Origin of the sequence: Frigoribacterium sp. CFBP 8766, from assembly GCF_014841435.1 — a bacterium.
In the GTDB taxonomy this organism is placed as follows: Bacteria; Actinomycetota; Actinomycetes; order Actinomycetales; family Microbacteriaceae; genus Frigoribacterium.
On sequence record NZ_JACYTX010000002.1, the window covers coordinates 192,493 to 214,205 of the forward strand.

Genomic DNA, 21,713 nt, shown 5'->3' on the forward strand with positions numbered 1-21,713 from the left:
GATGCTCTACTGGTTCTTGAAGACGATGGTGGCGAGCCCCCTCATGCTCACGGTGTTCCGTCCGTGGGTCCGCGGGCTCGAGAACGTCCCGGCGTCCGGCGCCGTCATCTTCGCCAGCAACCACCTGTCGTTCGTCGACTCGATCTTCCTGCCGCTCGCCCTCGAGCGCCGCATCTCGTTCCTGGCCAAGAGCGACTACTTCACGGGGTCGGGCCTCAAGGGCTGGGCCATGCGACTCTTCTTCACCGCCACCGGCCAGCTGTCCATCGACCGATCGGGCGGCAAGGCCTCGGAGGCGTCGCTCGCGACGGGCCTGTCGGTCCTGGGCCGCGGTGAGCAGCTGGGCATCTACCCCGAGGGCACCCGCAGCCCCGACGGCAAGCTCTACCGCGGCCGGACGGGCGTCGCGCGCATGATCCTCGAGGGGCACGTGCCCGTCGTGCCGGTCGCCATGATCGACACCGAGAAGGTCATGAAGACCGGCACCAAGATCCCCAAGATCCGCCGGGTCGGCATCGTCTTCGGCGAGCCCCTCGACTTCAGCCGGTTCGAGGGCATGGAGGGCGACCGGTTCATCCTCCGGTCCATCACCGACGAGATCATGTACGAGCTCGGCGCCCTGAGCGGCCAGGAGTACGCCGACGTCTACGCCTCGTCGGTCAAGGAGAAGCGCGTCGCCTCCGCGCGGTAGGCTCGACCGCCGGGATCGATCGGTCCCTGGCCCGTCCTAGCTGCAAGGAAGACCGTGGTCCCCATCGCCGAACCGTCCGCGGGCGTCGTCACCGACGCCTCCACCACCGACGTGATCGACGGACTCGACTACTGGCGCACGCTCCCGATCAAGCAGCAGCCCGCGTGGCCCGATCCCTCCGCGGTCCAGGCCGCGTCGGCCGAGATCGCCGCGCTGCCGCCCCTCGTCTTCGCGGGCGAGGTCGACACCCTCCGCGACCGGCTGGCCGCGGCGGCCCGAGGCGACGCGTTCCTGCTGCAGGGCGGCGACTGTGCCGAGACGTTCGCCGGCGCCACCGCCGACCAGATCCGCGACCGCGTCAAGACGATCCTGCAGATGGCCGTCGTGCTCACGTACGGCGCCTCCGTCCCGGTCATCAAGATGGGTCGCATGGCGGGCCAGTTCGCGAAGCCCCGCTCGAGCGACTCCGAGACCCGCGACGGCGTGACGCTCCCCGCCTACCGCGGCGACATCGTCAACGGCTACGACTTCACGCCCGAGTCCCGACGGGCCGACCCTGCCCGGCTCGTGAAGGGCTACCACACCTCCGCGTCGACGATCAACCTGATCCGCGCGTTCACGCAGGGCGGCTTCGCCGACCTCCGCCAGGTGCACAGCTGGAACCGCGGCTTCGCGGCGAACCCCGCCAACGCCGCCTACGAGCACCTCGCGAAGGAGATCGACAAGGCCATCCGCTTCATGGAGGCGGCCGGTGCGGACTTCGACGAGCTCAAGCGCGTCGAGTTCTACACCAGCCACGAGGCCCTGCTGATGGACTACGAGCGGCCGATGACGCGGATCGACTCGCGCACGGGCGACCCCTACGTCCTGTCGTCGCACTTCGTCTGGATCGGCGAGCGCACGCGTGACCTCGACGGCGCCCACGTCGACTTCCTCTCCCGGGTCCGCAACCCCATCGGCGTCAAGCTCGGCCCGTCGACCACGCCGGACGACATGCTCCGCCTCATCGACGTGCTCGACCCCGACCGCGAGCCCGGGCGCCTGACGTTCATCACGCGCATGGGCGCCGGCAAGATCCGCGAGTCGCTGCCGCCGCTGCTCGAGGCGATCAAGGGCGCCGACGCGACGCCGCTCTGGGTCAGCGACCCGATGCACGGCAACGGCCTCACGACGCCGACGGGCTACAAGACCCGCCGCTTCGAGGAGATCATGGACGAGGTCAAGGGGTTCTTCGAGGCGCACCGCGCCGCGGGCACCCACCCCGGCGGCATCCACATCGAGTTGACCGGCGACGACGTGACCGAGTGCCTGGGCGGCTCCGAGCACATCGACGAGGCCACGCTCGCGACGCGGTACGAGTCGCTCTGCGACCCGCGGCTGAACCACATGCAGTCGCTCGAGCTCGCGTTCCTCGTCGCGGAGGAGCTGGCGGCCAACTAGGCCGCGCCTCCTCGGCTCGCCGAACGGCCACNCGACGCGGTAGGAGAGCCTGACCGTCGATCCCCGGGGCGCGGTGGCTCCCGGGACGGGGTCCGTCGAGACGACGGTGAGGCTCGCCTCCCAGTCGAAGAAGGCGCAGGTGAAGTTCGTGCACCGGTCGTAGCTGACCCGCAGGCCGAGTGCCTGCAGCTGGGCCGTGGCCTGGTCGAGGGTCTTGCCGGTGACGTCGGGGACGGTGACGGGCGGAGGCCCGTCCGAGACGACGAGGTCGAGGGAGGCGCCGGGCCGGATGGGGCCGTCCTGCTGCTGGTCGGCACGGATCACGGCGCCCTCGTCGACGTCGTCGCTGAACTCCGTGCCGGCCTCGACGCCCGTGAGGCCCACGTCCTGGAGCGTCGCCTGGGCGTCCTCGACCGACTGGCCGACCACGTCCGGGACGGGGCCGAGCGAGACGGTCAGCGTGACGGGCTGCTGCTCGCCGTACTGGGCCGCGCCGGCCAGGTCGACGGCCGTGCCCGCGGAGTCGACCCCCGAGACGGCGAGCACCGTGCCGGGGTCGGCGGCGTCGAACTGGGTCGTGCTGTCCTGGACGGCGAAGGACGACAAGGAGGCGCGGGCCGAGTCCTCGGTCTGTCCCACGACGGCGGGCAGGTCGAGCGGCTGCGGGCCCTGCGAGACGACCAGCGTGACGGTCGAGCCCTTCTGGAGGCGAGAGGACGCACCGGGGTCCGTCCCGATCACCTGCCCGGTCGGGACCTCGACCGAGAAGTCGGCCGCGTCCTGCTCGGCGACGACGAACTCGGCCGCCTCGAGGGCGGACGCGGCCGCGGCCGGGTCCTGGCCGGCCACGTCGGGGACGGCCACCTGGCTGCCCGGACCTGCCCCGAACCACCAGCCCGCGCCGCCGCCCACCACGGCGAGCACGAGGACGAGCGCGATCCACACGAAGCCCCGTCGCCGTCGCCTCCGGGCCACCTCGCTGAGCTCGGCGACCGTGTCGACGGCCGCCGGTCCCACCGGTCCGGTGCGGTGGCGTGCCTTGGGGAGCGCCTGCGTCTCGCCGGTGCCGCCTCGCGGGAGGACCATCGTCGCGGAGGCCGGGGGGAGGACCATGGTGCGGCCGAGGGGAGCGCCGGACGGGTCGGCGAGGACGCGCTGGACGTCGATCAGCTGGTCGAGCATCGCCCGGGCGTCGCGGGGGCGGTGCTCCGGGTCGCGTGCCGTGGCCCACAGGACGAGCTCGTCGAGCTCGGCGGGGACCGACGGGTTCGCCGAGCTGGGCGCGGGGACCGTGTCGTTCGCGTGCTGGTACGCGATCTGCATCGGCTGTTCGCCCTTGTAGGGCTGCTCGCCGGTGAGCATCTCGTAGAGCATGATGCCGAGCGCGTAGATGTCGCTGCGGGTGTCGGCCACGCCGCGGGTGACGAGCTCGGGGGAGAGGTAGGCGATCGTGCCGAGCAGGGCAGCGCCGGTCGCGGTGTTCGCGGTCGCGGCGCGGGCGAGGCCGAAGTCGCCGATCTTGATCCGGCCGTCGTCGGCGAGCAGGACGTTCTCGGGCTTGAGGTCGCGGTGGACGATGCCGGCGCGGTGGGCGGCGGCGAGGCCGGCGAGCACCGCCTCCAGGATGTCCATGGCCTGCTCGCTCGTGAGGACCTTGTGGTCCTGCAGCAGCTCGCGCAGCGTGATGCCGGGCAGGTACTCCATCACGAGGTAGGCGCTGTCGTCGTCCTGGCCCTGGTCGAAGACGTTGACGACGTTGGGGTGGGCGAGCCTCGCTGCCGAGCGCGCCTCCTGGATGAAGCGCTCCTTGAAGGAGGCGTCGTCCGCCAGGTGGCCGTGCATGATCTTGATCGCGACCCGGCGCTCGAGCCGGAGGTCGGTGGCCAGGTACACGGTGGCCATGCCGCCGCGGGCGATGCGCGAGCGGACCTGGTACCGGTCGTCGATGAGCCGGCCGATCATCGGGTCAGTCTGGTTCGCGCTCATCGAGGCGATCCTACGAGTCGGCGCGCCGGTGGCCGACGAGGCTCACCGGCGAGTGTCGAACGGGGGTGCCGACGACGTCGCCGCGGTGGTGGCGCGGACGGCTCAGCCCAGGGTGCTGAGCCACGTGCGTGCCGGTGCCTCCCACTTGGCGTAGGCCGTGGGGTGGGCCGAGAGCTGGACCGCCTGGGCGGCGTCCGTCAGCGACATCGAGGACCAGCCCCGGACGTCGAGCAGGCCGCGGGTCTTGCCGACGTTCGGGTTCGTCCGTCCGCCGAAGAAGAGCTTCGTCGCGTGCGCGGCGTCCGTGAGCTGCGCGGGGGTGCCCCAGCCCGTGCTCGGACGCTGCTGGAACAGGCCGAGCGAGTCGCGGTCGCCGTGGTGGATGTTCCTGAGGCTCGACTCCTGCGCCGCCGCGGCCAGGGCCACGACGATGGCCTGGTCTCCCACGCCCAGCTCGCGCCCGACGCGGATGATCACGCGAGCGTTCTCCTGCTGCTCGGCGGTGAGCGTGGTGCTCGTCGTCAGCGGGGCCACGGAGGTGGTGGCCACGACCGTCGTGGGCGCGGCGGCAGGGGCAGGCGACGAGGCGCCGGGGACGACGAGGGTGCGGCCCGCGTAGATCGTGCTCGTCATGCTCAGCCCGTTGGCCGCGAGGAGCGCCTGGACCGTCGTGCCGGTCTGCCTCGCGATGGAGGCGATCGTCTCGCCGCTCCTGATGACGTGGCCGGCGGTCGCCGCGGGGGTCGGCGCGGCGGCCCTCTGCGCTGCCGGCGCCGTGGCCTGGGACGCCCCGCCGGGCAGGGAGAGCACCTGGCCCGGGTAGATGATGCTCGACCAGCTGAGGCCGTTCGCCCCGAGCAGGGAGGCGGTGCTCACCCCGTGCGCGCCGGCGATCGAGCTGAGCGTGTCGCCGCGCGCGATGGTGTAGCTGCCGGCCGCGGCGGCCCGGGTCGCGCTGGTCGGCGCCGCGGGAGAGGGCGTCCGCGAGGACGCGACGAGGCTGAGCGTCTGGCCGGGGAAGATGGTCGACTTCCAGCTGAGGCCGTTGAGGGCGAGCACGGAGGCGGTGCTGAGCCCGAAGGACGCGGCGATGCTGGCGACGGTGTCGCCCGAGGCGACGGTGTAGGTCGACGGCGCTAGGACGGTGCTCGACGACGCGGCGACGTCGACCGTCGAGGACGTCGACTCCGGGGCCGGAGCGGCTGCCGTCGGCGGGAGCGCGATCGGGCGCGGGGCGGCGTGCGGCTTCTTCGTGGGCTGCTGGTCGTGGGCGACCGACGCGACGGGGCCGGTCATGCCGAGGCTGAGCGCCATCGAGCCGACGAGCATGATGGGCACCGTCTGGAGCATGGAGCGAGCGGCCCGTGAACGAGCCCCCCGTCCGTCGGCGTCGAGTGCCCCGCGGCCGAAGGCGGCACCGGGCAGCCGTGTGGCGCGGGGCGCGTCCGGGGTCCCGTCGAGGTCGAGGGCGCGGTCCGAGCTGCTGTCGTTCATGGAGGTGATCCTCGGGTCGTGGCGTCCGACACGTCGACAACCTGATCCGCGACGGCGTGTCTCGTGGTGCCAAGTTGGCACAGGTGGAGACCCGTGTCAATCACAGTGACCAGTGCTACGAGTGGGGTCGATGTTACTGATGTGACCTTTGTGGCTCGTGTGACGAGAGTGACACGAGCTACGAGGCGCGACACGGAGCGGTGGGCGACCGTGGCAAGGTGGACCCGTGACCGATCTCTCTCAGCAGCCCTGGTTCGACGACACCGAGTGGCTGGCGGTGCCCGACCTCGTCGAGATGCTCGGCCTCAGCGTCAGCCGCGTCCACCGGCTCTTCGAGGACCACGTCCTGATCTCCACGCGGGTGGACGGCGTCGTCGTCACCCCGGCGGTGTTCCTGGTCGACGGCGAGCCCATGCACGAGCTCCGGGGAACCGCCACCGTCCTCGCGGACAACGGGTTCACGGATGACGAGGCGCTCGACTGGATGCTCTCCGTCGAGGACAGCCTCGGCGTCTCCCCGGTCGAGGCGCTGCGCGCGGGGCGCAAGGCCGAGGTCCGCCGGGTGGCGCAGAGCCTCCTCTGAGCCGACTCCCGTCAGGTCGGGGGGGCAGCCGGAGGCCGGCGGCCCCGGACCTAGTAGGTGCGCTTCGTCACCGTGTCGGCGAGCCGCGTGAGCTGGGCCCGTGCGGAGGGTGCGAGATCCGCGCCGTCGAGGGCTGTCACGGCGCGCTCGACCTGGTCGGTGATCGACTGCTCCACCGCCTCCACGGCCCCCGACTCCCTCAGCGTCGCCTGCAGCACGCCGATCTGGTCGTCGTCGAGGTCGGGATCGCCCAGCAGCTCGTCGAGCAGGCGGACGGAGCTCGGCGGCAGCGCCCGGCGGGCCGTCGCCACCAGGACGGTCCGCTTGCCCTCGCGGAGGTCGTCGCCGGCGGGCTTGCCGGTCACCTCGGGGTCGCCGAAGACGCCCAGCAGGTCGTCGCGGAGCTGGTAGGCGATGCCGAGGGGGAGCCCGAAGCGCCGCAGCGACTCGAGCTCCGACTCCGAGCCCCCGGCCATGGCCGCCCCGATGGTGAGCGGTGCCTCGACGCTGTACTTCGCGGACTTGTAGACGATGACCCTCTGGGCCCGGGGCAGCAGGTCGACGTCGGGCACGCTGCGCCAGGCGTTCTCCTCGAGGATGTCGAGGTACTGGCCCACGGTGACCTCGGTGCGCATGCGGTTGAACTCGCGCCGAGCCGAGAGGGCGGCGCCCCGGGACTCGAGGGCGTCGAGGGCCTCGCTGATCTGCTCGTCGCTCCATGCGAGGAGGAGGTCGCCCATGAGCAGGGCCGCCGACGTGCCGAAGCCGGACGCGGAGCCGAGCCACCCGCCCTCGCGGTGCAGGGCCTCGAACCGGCGGTGCGCGGCGGGGCGCCCGCGACGGGTGTCGGAGTTGTCCATGATGTCGTCGTGCACGAGCGCAGCCGCGTGGAAGAACTCGAGCCCGACGGAGGCGGTCATCACGGCGTCGAGGGACCGCTGGTCGACGGTCGTCCCGAGCGGGTCGAACCCGGCGTCACGGCCGGCGACGGACTGCCAGCCCCAGTAGCAGAACAGGGCCCGGAAGCGCTTGCCGCCGCGGAGCAGGTCGCTGGAGAAACCGGCGAAGGGGGAGAGGTCGTCGGCGATGCCCCGGAGGGCCGGTCGGCGGTCTTCGAGGAACCGATCGATGCGCTCTTGAACGACGTCCACTAACCGCGTACTCTCAGCCACGCTGCCTAGCCTAGCCACAGCGCCCGGGCATACACTCGCCCGTATCCACACGCGGTGATCCCGAGGCCGCGGGGCCTGTGCTCGAAGGGAACAAAGAGATGCCACTTTCCGAACAGGAGCAACGACTCCTCGAAGAGATGGAGCGGAGCCTCTACAGCAACGACTCCGACTTCGTGGCGACGGTCGGCGGGCGCCGTGGGCGCCCGAACTACACGATGGTCGTCATCGGCGTGCTCGCGGCTCTCGTCGGCATCGCGGTCATCGTCACCGGCGTCATCATCCGGACTCCTCCGGTGGGTCCGCTCGTCGGCGTGGCGGGCTTCGTGCTCCTCGTGGCCGGCGCCGTCTTCGCGATGGCGCCTCCTCGTCGCGGCTCGCAGGCCCGTCCCTCGGCTGCGTCGTCCGCTCCCGGCTCCGCTCGTCCGGCGGCCTCGCGCCCCGCGCGCAGCGGCAGCATGATGGACCGCCTCAACGACCGCTGGGAGCGCCGCCAGGACGGCGACCGCTCCTAGTCCTCCACTTCGCACCACGACCTCAGGGGTCGGCCTCCGGGCCGGCCCCTTTCTCGTGCGCCCGGGGCCTCCTGGCGCCTCCCCGCAGGGCTCCCTTCGCGGTGTCGGCGCGCGTCCCGGACCCGTCTCGTGGTCCCCGGTCGACTTTCCCCTTCCTTCTCCTCCACCGCGGTGGCCCCCGAACTGGAGCGGATCCGGGAGGTGTCGACGCGACTTCGACCCCATGTCGCCTATCCGGGTGGGGGATCGTGGAGTAAAGTGGAGGCACGTGCCACGAACGGGGTGCGGGGCGAAGGGGGGCGAGGCGCATGTTCCTCGGCACCTACTCGCCCAAGCTCGACGAGAAGGGCCGGATCATCCTCCCCGCGAAGTTCCGTGACGAGCTGGCCTCCGGCCTCGTCATGACCCGCGGTCAGGAGCGCTGCGTCTACGTGTTCAGCCAGGCCGAGTTCGAGGACATGCACACGCGCATCCGGCAGGCGCCGATCACGAGCAAGGAGGGGCGCGACTACATGCGCCTGTTCCTCTCCGGCGCCAGCGACGACGTCCCCGACAAGCAGAACCGCGTCACGATCCCGTCCCCGCTGCGGGACTACGCGGGCCTGGGTCGCGACCTCACGGTCATCGGCGCGGGCAACCGTGCCGAGATCTGGGCCACGGACGCGTGGAACACCTACTACGAGGCCCAGGAGGCCGCGTTCGCGAACACCACGGAGGAGGTGATCCCCGGGCTCTTCTAGCTCCTCGGCCCTGACTCCCAGCCGTCCGCCCTGGCGCACCTTCCCCGGTGCCAGGTCGAGATGGATGGGGATCAGGGCCCGGGATCCAGGCCCAGGTCAGCCATGGCAGATCAGATCCACACCCCCGTCCTCCTCGAGCGCACGCTCGAGCTCCTCGCCCCGGCGATCGCGCGCCCCGGCGCCGTCGCGGTCGACGCGACGCTCGGCATGGGCGGCCACGCGGCCGCGATGCTCGAGCGGTTCCCCGACCTCACCGTGGTCGGCCTCGACCGCGACACCGAGGCGCTCGCGATCGCCGGCGAGCGTCTGCGACCGTTCGGCGAGCGTGCCCGACTGGTGCACACGCGCTACGACGGCGTGGCCGACGCCCTCGACGAGCTGGGCATCGACGAGGTGCAGGGCGTGCTCTTCGACCTCGGCGTCTCGTCCCTCCAGCTCGACCGGGTCGAGCGGGGCTTCTCCTATTCCAAGGACGCACCGCTCGACATGCGGATGGATCCGACCTCCCCGGTCACGGCTGAGACGATCCTCGCCGAGTACCCCGAGTCCGAGCTGCGGCGCATCTTCTACCAGTACGGCGAGGAGAAGCTCAGCCCCCGGTACGCCCGCCGCATCGTCGAGCACCGCGCCGAGGCGCCGCTCCGTCGCAGCGGGGAGCTCGTCGACCTCCTCATCGCCGCCACGCCGATGGCCCTGCAGCGGGCGGGCCACCCTGCCAAGCGCGTCTTCCAGGCGCTGCGCATCGAGGTGAACGGCGAGCTGGCCTCGCTCGAGGCGGCCGTCCCCGCCGCCCTCGACCGCATCGCCGTCGAGGGTCGCGTCGTGGTGCTCGCGTACCAGTCGCTCGAGGACCGCTTCGTCAAGCGCGAGCTCGCGGCCCGGACCACCTCGACGGCGCCCCAGGGCCTCCCGGTCGAGCTGCCCGAGCACCGGCCCGGCTACCGCCTCCTCGTCCGCGGCGCCGAGCTCGCCTCCGCCGACGAGATCGACCTGAACCCCCGTGCCAAGCCCGTGCGACTGCGCGCAGCCGAACGAATCCGGAGAACAGCATGAGCAACGCCGCGATCGACCCGATCCCGCAGCGCCGCCCCTCGCACGAGCCTCGCCGGGCACCGGTCGAGATCGTCACGAGCCGGGCACAGCGTCGCGCGCGGCCCCGGATCGCGTACGCGCTCGTGGCGACCGCCTCCTTGTTCGTCCTGCTCCTGACCCAGCTGGCGATCAGCATCGCCCTGAGCGACGGGGCCTACACGATCTCCGACCTGCAGGCCGAGAAGACCGAGCTGACGCGCGACCAGCAGAAGTACTCCGAGCAGCTCGACGTCCTCTCGTCGCCGCAGAACCTGGCCAACAACGCCGAGCAGCTCGGCATGGTCCGCAACTCGAACCCGGTCTACCTCGACCCGACGACCGGCGCGGTGCACGGCGACCCTGCCCCGGCCGACGGCACGGCGGACGGCACGGACAACCTGATCCCGAACACCCTGCTCGACGGCGTCCCCCTCGCGACGGTCGCACCCGACGCGGCGACGACCGACACGGCGGACTCGGCGGCGGCGTCGAGCGACGCGGCGGCGCAGGGCACGCCTCCGACCGACTCCGCCACGACGGGCGCGGCGACCGCGGGATCCGGCACCCCGTCGGTAGCGTCTGACCCTGACCAGCTCGCGGCTCCCCAGACCCGCTAGCGGTGCGCCCTCCGTGGCGCACCTGACGACGACAGCGGCCGGTGCCACACGACCTGCCGCGGTGAGGACACCTTCGTGAACACAGCCCCTCGCAGCCGCCGGCTCCGGGCGACGCTGGCCATGGCCGTCGTGATCGCGCTGGTCGGCGTGTTCGTCGTCCGCCTGGCCGACATCCAGCTCGTCCAGGCCGCCGAGCTCAACGCGCAGTCGCAGAACAAGCGCGAGATCCAGCAGGTGACGTACGGCGACCGGGGCGACATCACCGCGAACGACGGCACGGTCCTCGCCGGCAGCGTCACGCGGTACAACATCACCGCCGCGCCGGCCTTCGCCGCCGACGTCACCGTGACGGGGACCGACGCGGACGGCGAGAAGACCAAGGTCGCCATGTCGGTCGACCAGGTGCTGGCCGAGGTGGCCGAGATCACCGGCGGGTCGGTGGAGACCATGCAGGAGGCGCTCACCCGCGACCCCGAGGCCAACTTCGCGTTCCTCGTCAAGGGCGTCGACGTCGACGCCTTCCGCGCCGTCCGCGACCTCAAGAACAGCGGAGTGTCCTGGCTCTACTTCGAGCGCCAGTCCGCCCGGACCTACCCGAACGGCTCGGTGGCCGGCAACCTCACGGGCTTCGTCGGCACGGACGGGCCGCAGGCGGGGCTCGAGCGAACGGCCGACTCCTGCCTCGCCGGCACGAACGGCAGCGAGACCTACGAGCGCGGCGCCGACGGCGTGCAGCTCCCCGGCAGCACCGTGACCACGAAGGAGGCGGTGGCCGGCGGCACCTTGCAGCTCACCGTCGACAAGGACCTGCAGTACATGACGCAGCAGGCCATCGCCGAGCAGGGCCAGGCCATCGGGGCCGAGTCGGCCACCGCCGTCGTCCAGGAGGTGGCGACCGGCAAGCTGCTCGCCGTGGCCGACTGGCCCACGGTCGACCCCAACGACGTGAACCTGACGAAGGACGTCGGCGACCTCGGCTCCAAGGCCTTCACCGCCTCCTACGAGCCGGGCTCGACCTTCAAGGCGATGACCGCGGCCATGCTGCTCGACTCCGGCAAGGCCACGCCGACGAGCCAGGCGACCGTGCCCTACTCCCGCTCGTTCCCCTGGGGCGGCGAGATCCACGACGCGAGCTTCCACCCGACCGAGCGGCTCACGCTGACCGGCATCCTGCGCGACTCCTCCAACGTCGGCATCTCGCTGCTGGGCCAGAACCTCAGCGCGCAGGCGCGGTACGACTACATGGTCAAGTTCGGCCTGAACGAGCCCACGGCCGTCGGGTTCCTCGGCGAGCCGACGCAGGGCGTCCGGGCCGCGAGCTCGTGGGACCAGCAGACCAGCATCAACACGATGTTCGGCCAGGGCGTCTCGACGACGGCGCTGCACGTGGCCAGCATCTTCCAGACCCTCGGCAACCACGGCGTCAGGCTCCCGTCCCAGCTCGTCGAGGGCTGCACGGCCGCCGACGGGACGGTCACGCCGGCACCGGCCGTCGAGGGCACGACCGTGGTGTCGCCGTACGCCGCCGACACGACGGTGAACATGCTCGAGAGCGTCGTCTCGGCCGGCGAGCAGAAGGACGCGCTGACCATCCCGGGCTACCGCGTCGCCGCCAAGACCGGCACCGCCGAGATGGCCCGCGCCGACGGCACCGGCTACGGTTCCGACCGCGTGGTGTCCGTCGCGGGCATCGCCCCGGCCGAGGACCCGAAGTACGTCGTCGTCGTGAGCTTCACCAAGCCCAGTACCATGAAGACGTCGGCCGCCGCGGCGCCGACCTTCAACAAGATCATGTCCCAGGTCCTCGAGATGTACCGCGTCCCTCCGTCGACGGAGCCCGCGCCGGCCATCCCCCAGACCTGGTGAGAGAAGAGGATTCATTGAGCGCCCGGATCCCCCCGGTCCTTCGACCGGAACATCCGTCGGCGAGGTCACTCGCCCAGCTGGTCAGCGAGTTCGGTCTCGAGCACGAGGGTTCCCTCGACGGCGTCGAGGTCACCGGAGTCACGCTGAGCACGGGGGACCTCCACCCCGGCGACCTGTACGTCGGCGTCCCCGGCGAGCACCGGCACGGTGCCGAGTTCGCCGCGCAGGCACGGGAGGGCGGCGCCGTCGCGCTGCTCACCGACGCCGCGGGCCTCGAGATCGCCCGCGAGAGCGGGCTGCCCGTGGTGCTCGTCGACTCGCCCCGCGCGGCCCTCGGCGACGTCTCGGCGTGGATCTACCGCACCGGCGGCGACGACTCGCCCCTCCTGTTCGCCGTCACCGGCACGAACGGCAAGACCAGCACCTCCTACCTGCTCGAGGGCGTCCTCCGCCAGCTCGGGCTCGTGACCGGCCTCAGCAGCACGGCCGAGCGCCACATCGGCGACCTCACGGTCGTCAGCCGCCTGACCACGCCCGAGGCGAGCGAGATGCACGCCCTGCTGGCCCGCATGCGCGAGAGCGAGGTGCGTGCGGTGGCCGTCGAGGTCAGCGCGCAGGCGCTGAGCCGCAACCGCGTCGACGGCCTGGTCTTCGACGTCGCGGCGTTCACGAACCTCAGCCACGACCACCTCGACGACTACGCCGACATGGAGGAGTACTTCCAGGCGAAGCTGCCGCTGTTCCAGCCCGACCGGGCCAAGCGCGCGGTCATCTCGCTCGACTCGCCGTACGGGCACCGCGTCGTCGACAACGCGCGGGTGCCGCTGACGACGATCACGATCCTCCCCGACGTCGAGGCCGACTGGCGCGTCGAGATCCTCGACGAGCAGGCTGCCTGGACCGAGTTCCGGCTCACCGGCCCGGAGAACCGCGAGCTCGTCACCCGGGTGCCGCTCATCGGGTGGCACATGGTCGCGAACGCCGCCCTGGCCATCGTGATGCTGGTCGAGGCCGGCTTCGAGCTCGGCGCGATCTCGCAGGCCCTCGAGGCCGAGGGCGGCATCGTCGCCTACCTGCCGGGCCGCACCGAGCGCGTCTCGGGCGACCGCGGCCCGAGCGTCTACGTCGACTTCGGACACAGCCCCGACGCCTTCCTCACCACCCTCGCGGCCGTCCGCCGCTTCACCCCCGGCAAGGTCATCATGCTGTTCGGCGCCGACGGCGACCGCGACAAGACCAAGCGCGGCGACATGGCCCGCGTGGCCGCCGAGGGCTCCGACATCCTCGTCGTCACCGACCACCACCCCCGCTTCGAGGACCCTGCCGAGATCCGCGCGACCCTCGTCGGCGCGGCCCGCGAGGCGTACCCCGAGCACGAGATCCACGAGGTCAGCCCGCCCGAGGCGGCCATCCGCACCGCCGTCGGCCTGGCCGGCGAGGGCGACTCCATCCTCTGGGCCGGCCCCGGCCACCAGGACTACCGCGACATCCGCGGCGAGCGGACCCCGTACTCCGCCCGCGACGAAGCGCGCGCCGCGCTGCGAGAGGCCGGGTGGTCCGAGTGATCGCCCTCACGCTGGCCGAGCTGGCCGAGATCGCCGGAGGTGCCCTGCACCTCCCCGAGGCCGGTCCCGACGCCGACCAGGTCGTCGACGGATCCGTCGAGACCGACTCCCGGCTCGTGACCACAGGCTCGGTGTTCTTCGCCCTGCGCGGCGACGAGGCCGACGGCCACCTGTTCGCCGACTCGGCCGTCGCCTCCGGCGCCGCGGTCGTCGTCGCCGAGCGTCCGCTCGACCTGGCCGTCCCGGTCGTCGTCGTCGACGACGGCGTCGAGGCCCTCTCCCGCCTCGCCGCGGGGGTCGTCGAGCGCGTCCGCCGGGGCGGACGACTGCGCGTCGTCGGCGTCACCGGGTCGAACGGCAAGACCAGCACCAAGAACATGCTCCGGGCTGTGCTGTCCGACGTCGGCCCCACCGTCGCGCCCGAGGGCTCGTTCAACAACCACGTCGGAGCGCCGATCTCGATGCTCCGCGTCGACCTCGACACCGAGTTCCTCGTCGTCGAGATGGGCGCCTCCGGCCCGGGCGAGATCGCCCGCCTGGTCGCGATCGCCCGACCCGACACCGGCGTCGTGCTCAAGGTGGGCCTCGCCCACGCCGGCGGCTTCGGCGGCATCGAGGGCACCCGTGCGGCGAAGGCCGAGATGGTGACCGACCTGCCCGCGACGGCGACCGCCGTCCTCAACGTCGACGACGACCGCGTCGCCGGAATGGCGGCCGACACGGCCGCCCGCGTCGTCGGCTTCGGCCTCACCGACTCGGCCGCCTACAAGGCGTCCGACCTCGAGGTCACCCGCGAGGGCACCTCCTTCGTGCTCGAGCACGACGGGGTCTCGCGCCCCGTGCAGCTGCGCATCCTCGGCGAGCACCACGTCATGAACGCCCTCGCCGCCCTCACGGTGGCGGGGGAGTGGGGCCTCGACCTCGACCGCGTCGTCACGGTGCTCGAGGGAGTCGCCCGCGCCGAGCGCTGGCGCATGGAGGTGCTCGACGGCGGCGACGGCGTCACCGTCGTCAACGACGCGTACAACGCGAGCCCCGACTCGGTCGCCGCGGCCCTCAAGACGCTGGCCCAGATCGTGCCCCCCGGCGGTCGCTCGATCGCCGTGCTGGGCGAGATGGCCGAGCTCGGCGACCTCGCCCGCGAGGAGCACGACCGCGTCGGTCGCCTCGTCGTGCGGCTCAACGTCGGCCAGCTGGTCGTCGTCGGCCACGAGGCCCGTCACATCCACGTCGCCGCCGGCCTCGAGGGCTCGTGGGACGGCGAGTCCGTCCTCGTCGACACCGTCGACGAGGCGTACGACCTGCTCCGTCGGACCCTGCTCGACGGCGACGTCGTGCTCGTGAAGTCGTCGAAGTCGGCCGGTCTGCGCCACCTGGGCGACCGCCTCGCGGGGGTGACCTCATGATCGCCCTCCTGATCGCGGGCGCCGTGTCGCTCGTCTTTACGCTGCTCATGACGCCGCTCTTCATCCGGCTGTTCCACCGCCTCGGTTGGGGGCAGTTCATCCGCGACGACGGGCCGCAGTCGCACCACACCAAGCGGGGCACCGCGACCATGGGCGGCATCGTCCTGATCATCGGCACCGTGCTCGGCTACTTCGTCGGCCACCTCGTCGGTCCCGACAGGATCACCAACAGCGGCCTGCTCGTCCTCTTCATGATGGTCGGCCTCGGCGCCGTCGGGTTCCTCGACGACTTCCTCAAGGTGCGCAACCAACGCAGCCTCGGGCTCGGCGGCTGGGCGAAGATCGCGGGCCAGGTCGTGGTCGGAGCGGTGTTCGCCGTGCTGGCGCTGTCGTTCCCGAACGAGAACGGCCTCACGCCCGCCTCGACCATGATCAGCGGCGTGCGAGACATCTCGTGGCTCGACTTCATGTTCTTCGGCACGATCGTCGGCGGCGGGCTGTTCCTGATCTGGGTCGTCCTCATCACGGTCAGCACGTCGAACGGCGTGAACGTGGCCGACGGGCTGGACGGCCTCGCGACCGGGGCGTCGATCCTGGCCATCGCCTCCTACATCTTCATCGGCTTCTGGCAGTTCAACCAGTCCTGCTTCAGCACGCGGCTCGACGAGTCGACCAGGGCGGCCTGCTACACGGTCGCCAACCCCCTCGACCTCGCCGTGGTGGCCGCGGCCATTTGCGGCGGCCTGATCGGTTTCCTGTGGTGGAACACGTCGCCGGCCCAGATCTTCCTCGGCGACACCGGTTCGCTCGGCCTCGGCGGCGCACTCGCGGCACTCGCGATCCTCAGCCGGACCGAGCTGCTCCTCGTCCTCATCGGCGGCCTGTTCATCGTCGTCACCGGCTCGGTCATCCTGCAACGGGCGTACTTCAAGATCACGCACGGCAAGCGGATCTTCCTGATGAGCCCGCTGCACCACCACTTCGAGCTCAAGGGCTGGGCCGAGGTGACGGTCGTCGTCCGGTTCTGGATCATCGCGGGGCTCTTCGTGGCCGCGGGCGTGGGCGTGTTCTACCTCGAGTGGATCTCGCGCACCTCATGACGCACTCCGCCTCCGACCCCGTCCTCGCGGCGCGGCTCGACGGCCTCACGAGCTGGCACGCCGACTGGTCGGGCCTCCGCGTGCTGGTCCTCGGCCTCGGCGTCACGGGGTTCTCCGTCGCCGACACCCTGACCGAGCTGGGCGCCCGGGTCGTCGTGCTCGCCCCGAGCGTCGACGACGACCGGGCCGAGCTGCTGGGCCTGATCGGCGCCGAGCTCGTCCTCGACCCCGCCATGGCCGACCTCCCGCCGAGCGTCGTCGAGTTCGATCCCGAGCTCGTCGTCCTGTCGCCGGGCTTCGCGCCCCACCACCCCTTCGCCGTGCGCGCGGTCGAGTCGACGGCCGCCGTCTGGGGAGACGTCGAGCTGGCCTGGCGCCTCCGCGACAAGACGGCGACGGTCGCCGAGTGGCTGCTCGTCACCGGCACGAACGGCAAGACGACGACGACCCAGCTCGCGACGGCCATGGCCCTGGCCGGCGGCCGGCGTGCCGCGGCCGTCGGCAACATCGGCGTGCCGGTCCTCGACGCCGTCCGCGATCCCGAGGGGCTGGACGTGCTCGTGGTCGAGCTCTCCAGCCACCAGCTGCACTGGCTGCCCGTCGAGGGCCCCGGCGCCCTCCGGCCCCGGGCGTCCGTCTGCCTCAACCTGCAGTCCGACCACCTCGAGTGGCACGGCTCGGTCGAGGCCTACCGCGACGCCAAGGCCCGCGTGTACGAGAACACCGTCACCGCGTGCGTGTACAACAAGGCCGACGCGGCCACCGTCCACATGGTCGAGCAGGCCGACGTGGCCGAGGGCTGCCGTGCCGTCGGCTTCGGGCTCTCCGCGCCCGGCCCGAGCGACTTCGGGGTCGTGAGCGCCGAGGACGGCGGCGTGCTCGTCGACCGGGCCTTCCTCGCCGAGCGGCGCCACCGTGCCCTCGAGCTGGCGACGACGGCCGAGCTCGAGACGGCCGGCCTCGCCGCCGACCACCTGGTCGAGGACGTGCTGGCCGCCGCCGCGCTGGTCCGGGCCGTCGACGTCGAACCGGCCGCGGTCCGTGAGGCCCTCCTCGCGTTCCGGGTCGACCACCACCGCACGGAGGTGGTGGCCGAGTCGGACGGCGTCCTCTGGGTCGACGACTCGAAGGCCACGAACCCCCACGCGGCACACGCGTCCCTCGGCTCGTTCCCCTCCGTCGTGTGGATCGTGGGCGGCACGTTCAAGGGCGTCGACCCCGAGCCCCTCGTCCGCGACGCGGCCGAGGGGCTCGCCGCCGCCGTGCTGATCGGCGTCGACCGGGAGGGGCTGCGTGAGGCCTTCCGGCGACACGCCCCCGAGCTGCCCGTCTTCGAGGTCGACGAGACCGACACTGAGCGGGTGATGCCGACGGCGGTCCGCCTGGCGGCGGCCGCGGCGAGGCCGGGCGACACCGTCCTCCTCGCCCCCGCGGCGGCGTCCTTCGACCAGTTCACCGACTACACCGCGCGCGGCAGGGCATTCGCCGCCGCGGTCGCACACCACCTGGGAGGTGACGCTGATGGCCACGAAGCCCACCAGCCTCCCGCGTCGCCGGCCGACTGAGTCGACCCGCCCGCGGGACGACGACGGCACCCGTGCCACGCCGCACGACGGCAGGCAGGCCGCGGCCGTGGTGGCCGTCAAGAAGCTCTTCGCCGCCGAGACCGGCTCGTTCTTCCTGATCCTCGGCACGACGCTGTTCATGGTCGTGCTGGGCCTCGTGATGGTCCTGTCGTCGTCGTCCGTGGAGCAGTACATCGCCTCGCGGCACACGTCCTTCTTCGGCGCGTTCGTGCGGCAGGGCGTCTACGCGGCCATCGGGGTCCCGCTGATGCTGATCGCCTCCCGCGTGCCCGTCTCGTTCTGGAAGCGCTGGGCCTGGCAGATCCTGCTCGTCACGGTCGTGCTCCAGCTGCTGGTGTTCACCCCCCTCGGCTACGAGATCGGCGGCAACCGCAACTGGATCGACCTCGGGTCCTTCACCGCGCAGCCCTCCGAGGCGGTGAAGCTCGCCCTGGCGATCTGGCTGGGCATGATCCTCAGCGTCAAGCGCGACCTGCTCGACGACTGGAAGCACCTCGCCATCCCGCTGGTGCCCGTCGTCGGCGTCGCCGTGGGCCTCGTCGTGCTGGGCGGCGACCTGGGCACCACGATGGTGATGCTCCTCCTCGTCTTCGCGGCCGTCTGGTTCGCGGGCGTCCGCCTCCGGTACCTCGCGGTCCCCGTCCTCTTCCTGGCCGCGGCCATCCCGCTGATCGCGTCCGGCTCGGCCTCGCGCAACGAGCGCATCGCGGCGTGGATGTCGGGCTGCACCGACTCGAGCGACTACCAGGCCGCCTGTTGGCAGACGCTGCACGGCACCTGGGCGCTCGCCTCCGGCGGCCTCTTCGGGGTCGGCCTCGGCAACTCGAAGTCGAAGTGGTCCTGGCTGCCCGAGGCCGACAACGACTTCATCTTCGCGATCATCGGCGAGGAGCTGGGGCTCATCGGCGCCATCGTCGTGCTGGCGCTCTTCGTCGTGCTCGCGGTCGGCTTCGTCAAGATCATCCGACGCACGAACGACCCGTTCGTCCGGGTCGTCACCGGTGCCGTCACCGCCTGGATCATCGGTCAGGCGCTGATCAACGTCGCCGTCGTCCTCGGGCTCCTCCCGGTGCTCGGGGTGCCGCTGCCGCTGATCTCCGCAGGTGGCTCGGCGCTCATCGTGACCCTCGTGGCGATCGGCGTGGTGCTCTCGTTCGCCCGTCAGCCGGAGGAGCCCCTGGCCGGCCGAGGCGTCCCGCGCCAGCGGGTAGGGTCTCTCCGGTGACGACGTACCTCCTCGCCGGCGGCGGCACCGCCGGGCACGTGAACCCCCTTCTCGCGGTGGCCGACCGGATCCGCGACACCGAGCCCGACGCGACCGTCCTGGTCCTCGGCACGGCCGAGGGCCTCGAGGCCCGGCTCGTCCCGCTGCGCGGCTACGAGCTCCTCACCGTGCCCCGCCTGCCGTTCCCGCGCCGCCCCTCCCGCGCCGCGCTCCGCTTCCCCGCAGCGCTCCGCGGCGCCGTCGCCGGCGTTCGCGAGCTGCTCGCCCGGCACGACGTCGACGTCGTCGTCGGCTTCGGCGGCTACGCGTCGGCGCCCGCCTACGTCGCGGCCTGGCGCTCGCACGTCCCGCTCGTGGTCCACGAGGCGAACGCCAAGCCCGGCATCGCGAACGTGCTCGGCTCGTGGTTCACCCGGCACGTCGGCGTGGTCCACCGGTCGACTCGGCTCCGGCACGGCCGTCAGGTCGGCATGCCCCTCCGCCGCGAGATCGAGCAGCTCGACCGCCGCGAGAGCCGGCAGGAGGCGCTGGTCGAGTTCGGCCTCGACCCCCGCAAGCCGACGTTGCTGGTCACCGGCGGCTCGTCGGGCGCGCGCCGCCTGAACGAGACCATCGCCCGGTCCGCGACGAGCGTGCTCGGCGCCGGCTGGCAGATCCTGCACGTGACGGGACAGAAGTCCGAGCTGCGCTCGACCGACCTGGCCGACCACCACCTCCTGCCCTACTGCGACCGGATGGACCTGGCGCTCTCGGCAGCCGACCTCGTCGTCTCCCGCGCCGGCTCGGCGACGGTCAGCGAGCTGACGGCCCTCGGCCTGCCCTCCGTGCTCGTGCCCTACCCCGTCGGCAACGGCGAGCAGCGGCACAACGCCACCGACGTCGTGGCCGCCGGCGGAGCGCTGCTCGTCGCGGACGCCGACTTCACGCCCGACTGGGTGCGCTCCACGCTCGTGGGCCTCCTGCAGGACCGCGCTGCCATCGCCGAGATGGCCGTCCGGGCCGGCACCGTCGGCGTGCTCGACGGGACCGACCGCACGGTCGAGCTGGTCCGGGAGGCCGTCCGCGAGGCGCCCGCCCGTGCCGACCGCGACGCGCCGCCCCGCACGCAGCGGCATGCCTCGTCCCGGCCCGCCAGCGACCGCCGCACCGACCGCACCGACGCCCAGACCGAGAAGGCGAGCCCCGAGCGCCCATGATCAAGCCCGACCTCCAGCAGCAGATCCCGGCCGAGCTCGGCCGAGTCCACTTCGTCGGCATCGGCGGCTCCGGGATGAGCGGCATCGCGCGCGTCTTCCTCGCTGCGGGCCACACCGTCTCCGGCTCCGACATCCGCGAGACGGCCGGGGTGGCCGCCCTCCGCGAGCTCGGCGCCGAGATCGCCATCGGCCACGACGCGGCGAACGTCGGGGACGCCGACACGCTCGTCGTCACGGGCGCCCTCTGGCAGGACAACCCCGAGTACCAGCTCGCCCTCGAGCGGGGCCTCCCCGTGCTGCACCGGTCGCAGGCGCTGGCCTGGCTGATCGGGCAGCACCGCCTCGTCTCGGTCGCCGGCGCCCACGGCAAGACGACCTCGACCGGCATGCTCGTCACCGCGCTGCTCGCGGCGGGCCACGACCCGAGCTTCGTCAACGGCGGCGTCATCCAGTCGCTCGGCGTGAGCGCGCAGGGCGGCTCCGACGACCTGTTCGTCGTCGAGGCGGACGAGTCGGACGGCTCGTTCCTGCTCTACGACACGTCGGTCGCGCTCATCACGAACGTCGACGCCGACCACCTCGACCACTACGGCTCGCACGAGGCCTTCGACGCCGCCTTCGTCGAGTTCGCCTCCGCGGCCCGCGAGCTCGTCGTGGTGTCGTCCGACGACGCCGGCGCGCGTCGGGTCACGGAGTCGCTCACGCACCCGCACGTGGTGACCTTCGGAGAGGACGAGTCCGCGGACGTCCGCCTGACCGACGTCGCGTCCTCGGGCCCCGTGTCGTTCACCCTGCGCCACGACGGCTCGAGCTGGCCCGTCCAGCTCCGCGTGCCCGGGCACCACAACGCCGTCAACGCCGCGGGGGCCTTCGCCGTGCTCGTCGGCCTCGGCGTGGAGCCCGAGGCGGCGATCGCCGGCCTCGAGACCTTCGGCGGGACGGAGCGCCGGTTCGAGCTGCACGGCACGGTCCGCGGCGTGAGCGTCTACGACGACTACGCCCACCACCCCACGGAGGTCGCGGCCGCCCTGCAGGCCGCCCGGTCCGTCGTCGGCGACGGACGCCTCATCGCGGTGCACCAGCCCCACCTCTACAGCCGGACCCGGATGATGGCGGGGGAGTTCGCCGAGACCTACGAGCGCCTCGCCGACCACACGATCGTGCTCGACGTCTACGGTGCCCGCGAGGACCCGGAGCCCGGGGTCACCGGCGCTCTCGTGTCCGAGCGCTTCGCCGACGCGTCGCGCGTCGACTTCGTCGCGGACTGGCAGGCCGCCGCCGACCGCACGGCGGCCGTCGCCCGCGACGGCGACTTCGTGATCACCCTCGGCTGCGGCGACGTCTACCGCATCGTCCCCCAGCTGCTCGGCTCGCTCGACGCCGCGTCGGCGCCGGACGCGTCGACCGCGGAGGAGTCCGGAGAGTGACCACGCGTCGACCCGCGTCGGCCGGCGGGCGGCGCC

General features: G+C 72.3%; 17 protein-coding genes and 1 pseudogene. 15 read left to right on the plus strand and 3 right to left on the minus strand.

Annotated elements, in window-relative coordinates; translation table 11 throughout:
* Position 1 precedes the first annotated feature (1 nt).
* Positions 2-691 (plus strand): 1-acyl-sn-glycerol-3-phosphate acyltransferase, encoded by a 690-nt coding sequence (locus IFT90_RS06765; RefSeq protein ID WP_123545549.1) that lies wholly within the window; start codon positions 2-4, stop codon positions 689-691.
* Between the two features lie 111 nt (positions 692-802).
* Positions 803-2,131 (plus strand): class II 3-deoxy-7-phosphoheptulonate synthase, encoded by a 1,329-nt coding sequence (locus tag IFT90_RS06770; RefSeq protein ID WP_192042273.1) that lies wholly within the window; start codon positions 803-805, stop codon positions 2,129-2,131.
* 32 nt (positions 2,132-2,163) lie between these two features.
* Here the strand turns inward: IFT90_RS06770 and pknB are convergent.
* Positions 2,164-4,117: pseudogene (pknB, locus tag IFT90_RS06775) on the minus strand (Stk1 family PASTA domain-containing Ser/Thr kinase); the annotation flags it as partial.
* A 102-nt stretch (positions 4,118-4,219) separates the two neighbouring features.
* Positions 4,220-5,611 carry a LysM peptidoglycan-binding domain-containing protein gene (locus IFT90_RS06780; protein WP_244638374.1) on the minus strand — a complete coding sequence of 464 codons (1,392 nt, stop codon included), beginning with the start codon at positions 5,609-5,611 and terminating at the stop codon, positions 4,220-4,222.
* 226 nt (positions 5,612-5,837) lie between these two features.
* On the opposite strand from IFT90_RS06780, the gene IFT90_RS06785 reads away from it, so the two are divergent.
* Positions 5,838-6,194 carry an Rv2175c family DNA-binding protein gene (locus tag IFT90_RS06785; protein WP_371740847.1) on the plus strand — a complete coding sequence of 119 codons (357 nt, stop codon included), beginning with the start codon at positions 5,838-5,840 and terminating at the stop codon, positions 6,192-6,194.
* Between the two features lie 50 nt (positions 6,195-6,244).
* On the opposite strand, the gene IFT90_RS06790 is transcribed toward IFT90_RS06785, so the two are convergent.
* Positions 6,245-7,366, minus strand: a complete 1,122-nt coding sequence (locus tag IFT90_RS06790; RefSeq protein WP_192041580.1) for a polyprenyl synthetase family protein — start codon at positions 7,364-7,366, stop codon at positions 6,245-6,247.
* 98 nt (positions 7,367-7,464) lie between these two features.
* Between IFT90_RS06790 and IFT90_RS06795 the strand changes: the two genes are divergently transcribed.
* From IFT90_RS06795 to murC, 12 genes are all read left to right on the plus strand, one after another.
* On the plus strand, positions 7,465-7,878 hold the full coding sequence (locus IFT90_RS06795; RefSeq protein ID WP_192041581.1) for a DUF3040 domain-containing protein: 414 nt from the start codon (positions 7,465-7,467) through the stop codon (positions 7,876-7,878).
* 308 nt (positions 7,879-8,186) lie between these two features.
* On the plus strand, positions 8,187-8,618 hold the full coding sequence (gene mraZ / locus IFT90_RS06800; RefSeq protein WP_192041582.1) for a division/cell wall cluster transcriptional repressor MraZ: 432 nt from the start codon (positions 8,187-8,189) through the stop codon (positions 8,616-8,618).
* Positions 8,619-8,720: 102 nt separating this feature from the next.
* Positions 8,721-9,671, plus strand: coding sequence for a 16S rRNA (cytosine(1402)-N(4))-methyltransferase RsmH (rsmH, locus tag IFT90_RS06805; protein ID WP_192041583.1), 951 nt, complete (start codon positions 8,721-8,723; stop codon positions 9,669-9,671).
* Positions 9,668-10,306: a hypothetical protein gene (locus IFT90_RS06810; RefSeq protein WP_192041584.1), complete on the plus strand. Its 639-nt coding sequence runs from the start codon at positions 9,668-9,670 to the stop codon at positions 10,304-10,306. Before rsmH ends, IFT90_RS06810 begins: the two co-directional genes overlap by 4 nt.
* A 75-nt stretch (positions 10,307-10,381) precedes the next feature.
* Positions 10,382-12,172, plus strand: a complete 1,791-nt coding sequence (locus tag IFT90_RS06815; protein ID WP_371812164.1) for a peptidoglycan D,D-transpeptidase FtsI family protein — start codon at positions 10,382-10,384, stop codon at positions 12,170-12,172.
* A gap of 14 nt (positions 12,173-12,186) precedes the next feature.
* Positions 12,187-13,737, plus strand: a complete 1,551-nt coding sequence (locus tag IFT90_RS06820; RefSeq protein ID WP_192041585.1) for a Mur ligase family protein — start codon at positions 12,187-12,189, stop codon at positions 13,735-13,737.
* Positions 13,734-15,143: a UDP-N-acetylmuramoyl-tripeptide--D-alanyl-D-alanine ligase gene (gene murF, locus IFT90_RS06825; RefSeq protein WP_192042278.1), complete on the plus strand. Its 1,410-nt coding sequence runs from the start codon at positions 13,734-13,736 to the stop codon at positions 15,141-15,143. Before IFT90_RS06820 ends, murF begins: the two co-directional genes overlap by 4 nt.
* Complete coding sequence (gene mraY / locus IFT90_RS06830) at positions 15,140-16,243, plus strand: phospho-N-acetylmuramoyl-pentapeptide-transferase (RefSeq protein ID WP_192041586.1); 1,104 nt, start codon at positions 15,140-15,142, stop codon at positions 16,241-16,243. Before murF ends, mraY begins: the two co-directional genes overlap by 4 nt.
* Positions 16,240-17,808: a UDP-N-acetylmuramoyl-L-alanine--D-glutamate ligase gene (murD, locus tag IFT90_RS06835; protein ID WP_192041587.1), complete on the plus strand. Its 1,569-nt coding sequence runs from the start codon at positions 16,240-16,242 to the stop codon at positions 17,806-17,808. The genes mraY and murD overlap by 4 nt, the downstream gene beginning before the upstream one ends.
* Positions 17,765-19,054, plus strand: coding sequence for a putative lipid II flippase FtsW (ftsW, locus tag IFT90_RS06840; RefSeq protein ID WP_192041588.1), 1,290 nt, complete (start codon positions 17,765-17,767; stop codon positions 19,052-19,054). Before murD ends, ftsW begins: the two co-directional genes overlap by 44 nt.
* Positions 19,051-20,250, plus strand: a complete 1,200-nt coding sequence (locus IFT90_RS06845; RefSeq protein WP_192041589.1) for a glycosyltransferase — start codon at positions 19,051-19,053, stop codon at positions 20,248-20,250. The genes ftsW and IFT90_RS06845 overlap by 4 nt, the downstream gene beginning before the upstream one ends.
* A complete protein-coding gene (gene murC, locus IFT90_RS06850) occupies positions 20,247-21,677 on the plus strand; it encodes a UDP-N-acetylmuramate--L-alanine ligase (protein WP_192041590.1) in 1,431 nt (476 codons plus the stop codon). The genes IFT90_RS06845 and murC overlap by 4 nt, the downstream gene beginning before the upstream one ends.
* The last annotated feature ends 36 nt before the right edge of the window (positions 21,678-21,713 follow it).

Bases quoted from the DNA above. Each gene is read 5' to 3' on its own strand.
- murC (WP_192041590.1), top strand. From the start codon at position 20,247: ATGATCAAGCCCGACCTCCAGCAGCAGATCCCGGCCGAGCTCGGCCGA.
- IFT90_RS06765 (WP_123545549.1), top strand. From the start codon at position 2: ATGCTCTACTGGTTCTTGAAGACGATGGTGGCGAGCCCCCTCATGCTC.
- IFT90_RS06780 (WP_244638374.1), bottom strand. From the start codon at position 5,611: ATGAACGACAGCAGCTCGGACCGCGCCCTCGACCTCGACGGGACCCCG.
- ftsW (WP_192041588.1), top strand. From the start codon at position 17,765: ATGGCCACGAAGCCCACCAGCCTCCCGCGTCGCCGGCCGACTGAGTCG.
- rsmH (WP_192041583.1), top strand. From the start codon at position 8,721: ATGGCAGATCAGATCCACACCCCCGTCCTCCTCGAGCGCACGCTCGAG.
- IFT90_RS06810 (WP_192041584.1), top strand. From the start codon at position 9,668: ATGAGCAACGCCGCGATCGACCCGATCCCGCAGCGCCGCCCCTCGCAC.
- murD (WP_192041587.1), top strand. From the start codon at position 16,240: ATGACGCACTCCGCCTCCGACCCCGTCCTCGCGGCGCGGCTCGACGGC.
- mraZ (WP_192041582.1), top strand. From the start codon at position 8,187: ATGTTCCTCGGCACCTACTCGCCCAAGCTCGACGAGAAGGGCCGGATC.
- IFT90_RS06795 (WP_192041581.1), top strand. From the start codon at position 7,465: ATGCCACTTTCCGAACAGGAGCAACGACTCCTCGAAGAGATGGAGCGG.
- mraY (WP_192041586.1), top strand. From the start codon at position 15,140: ATGATCGCCCTCCTGATCGCGGGCGCCGTGTCGCTCGTCTTTACGCTG.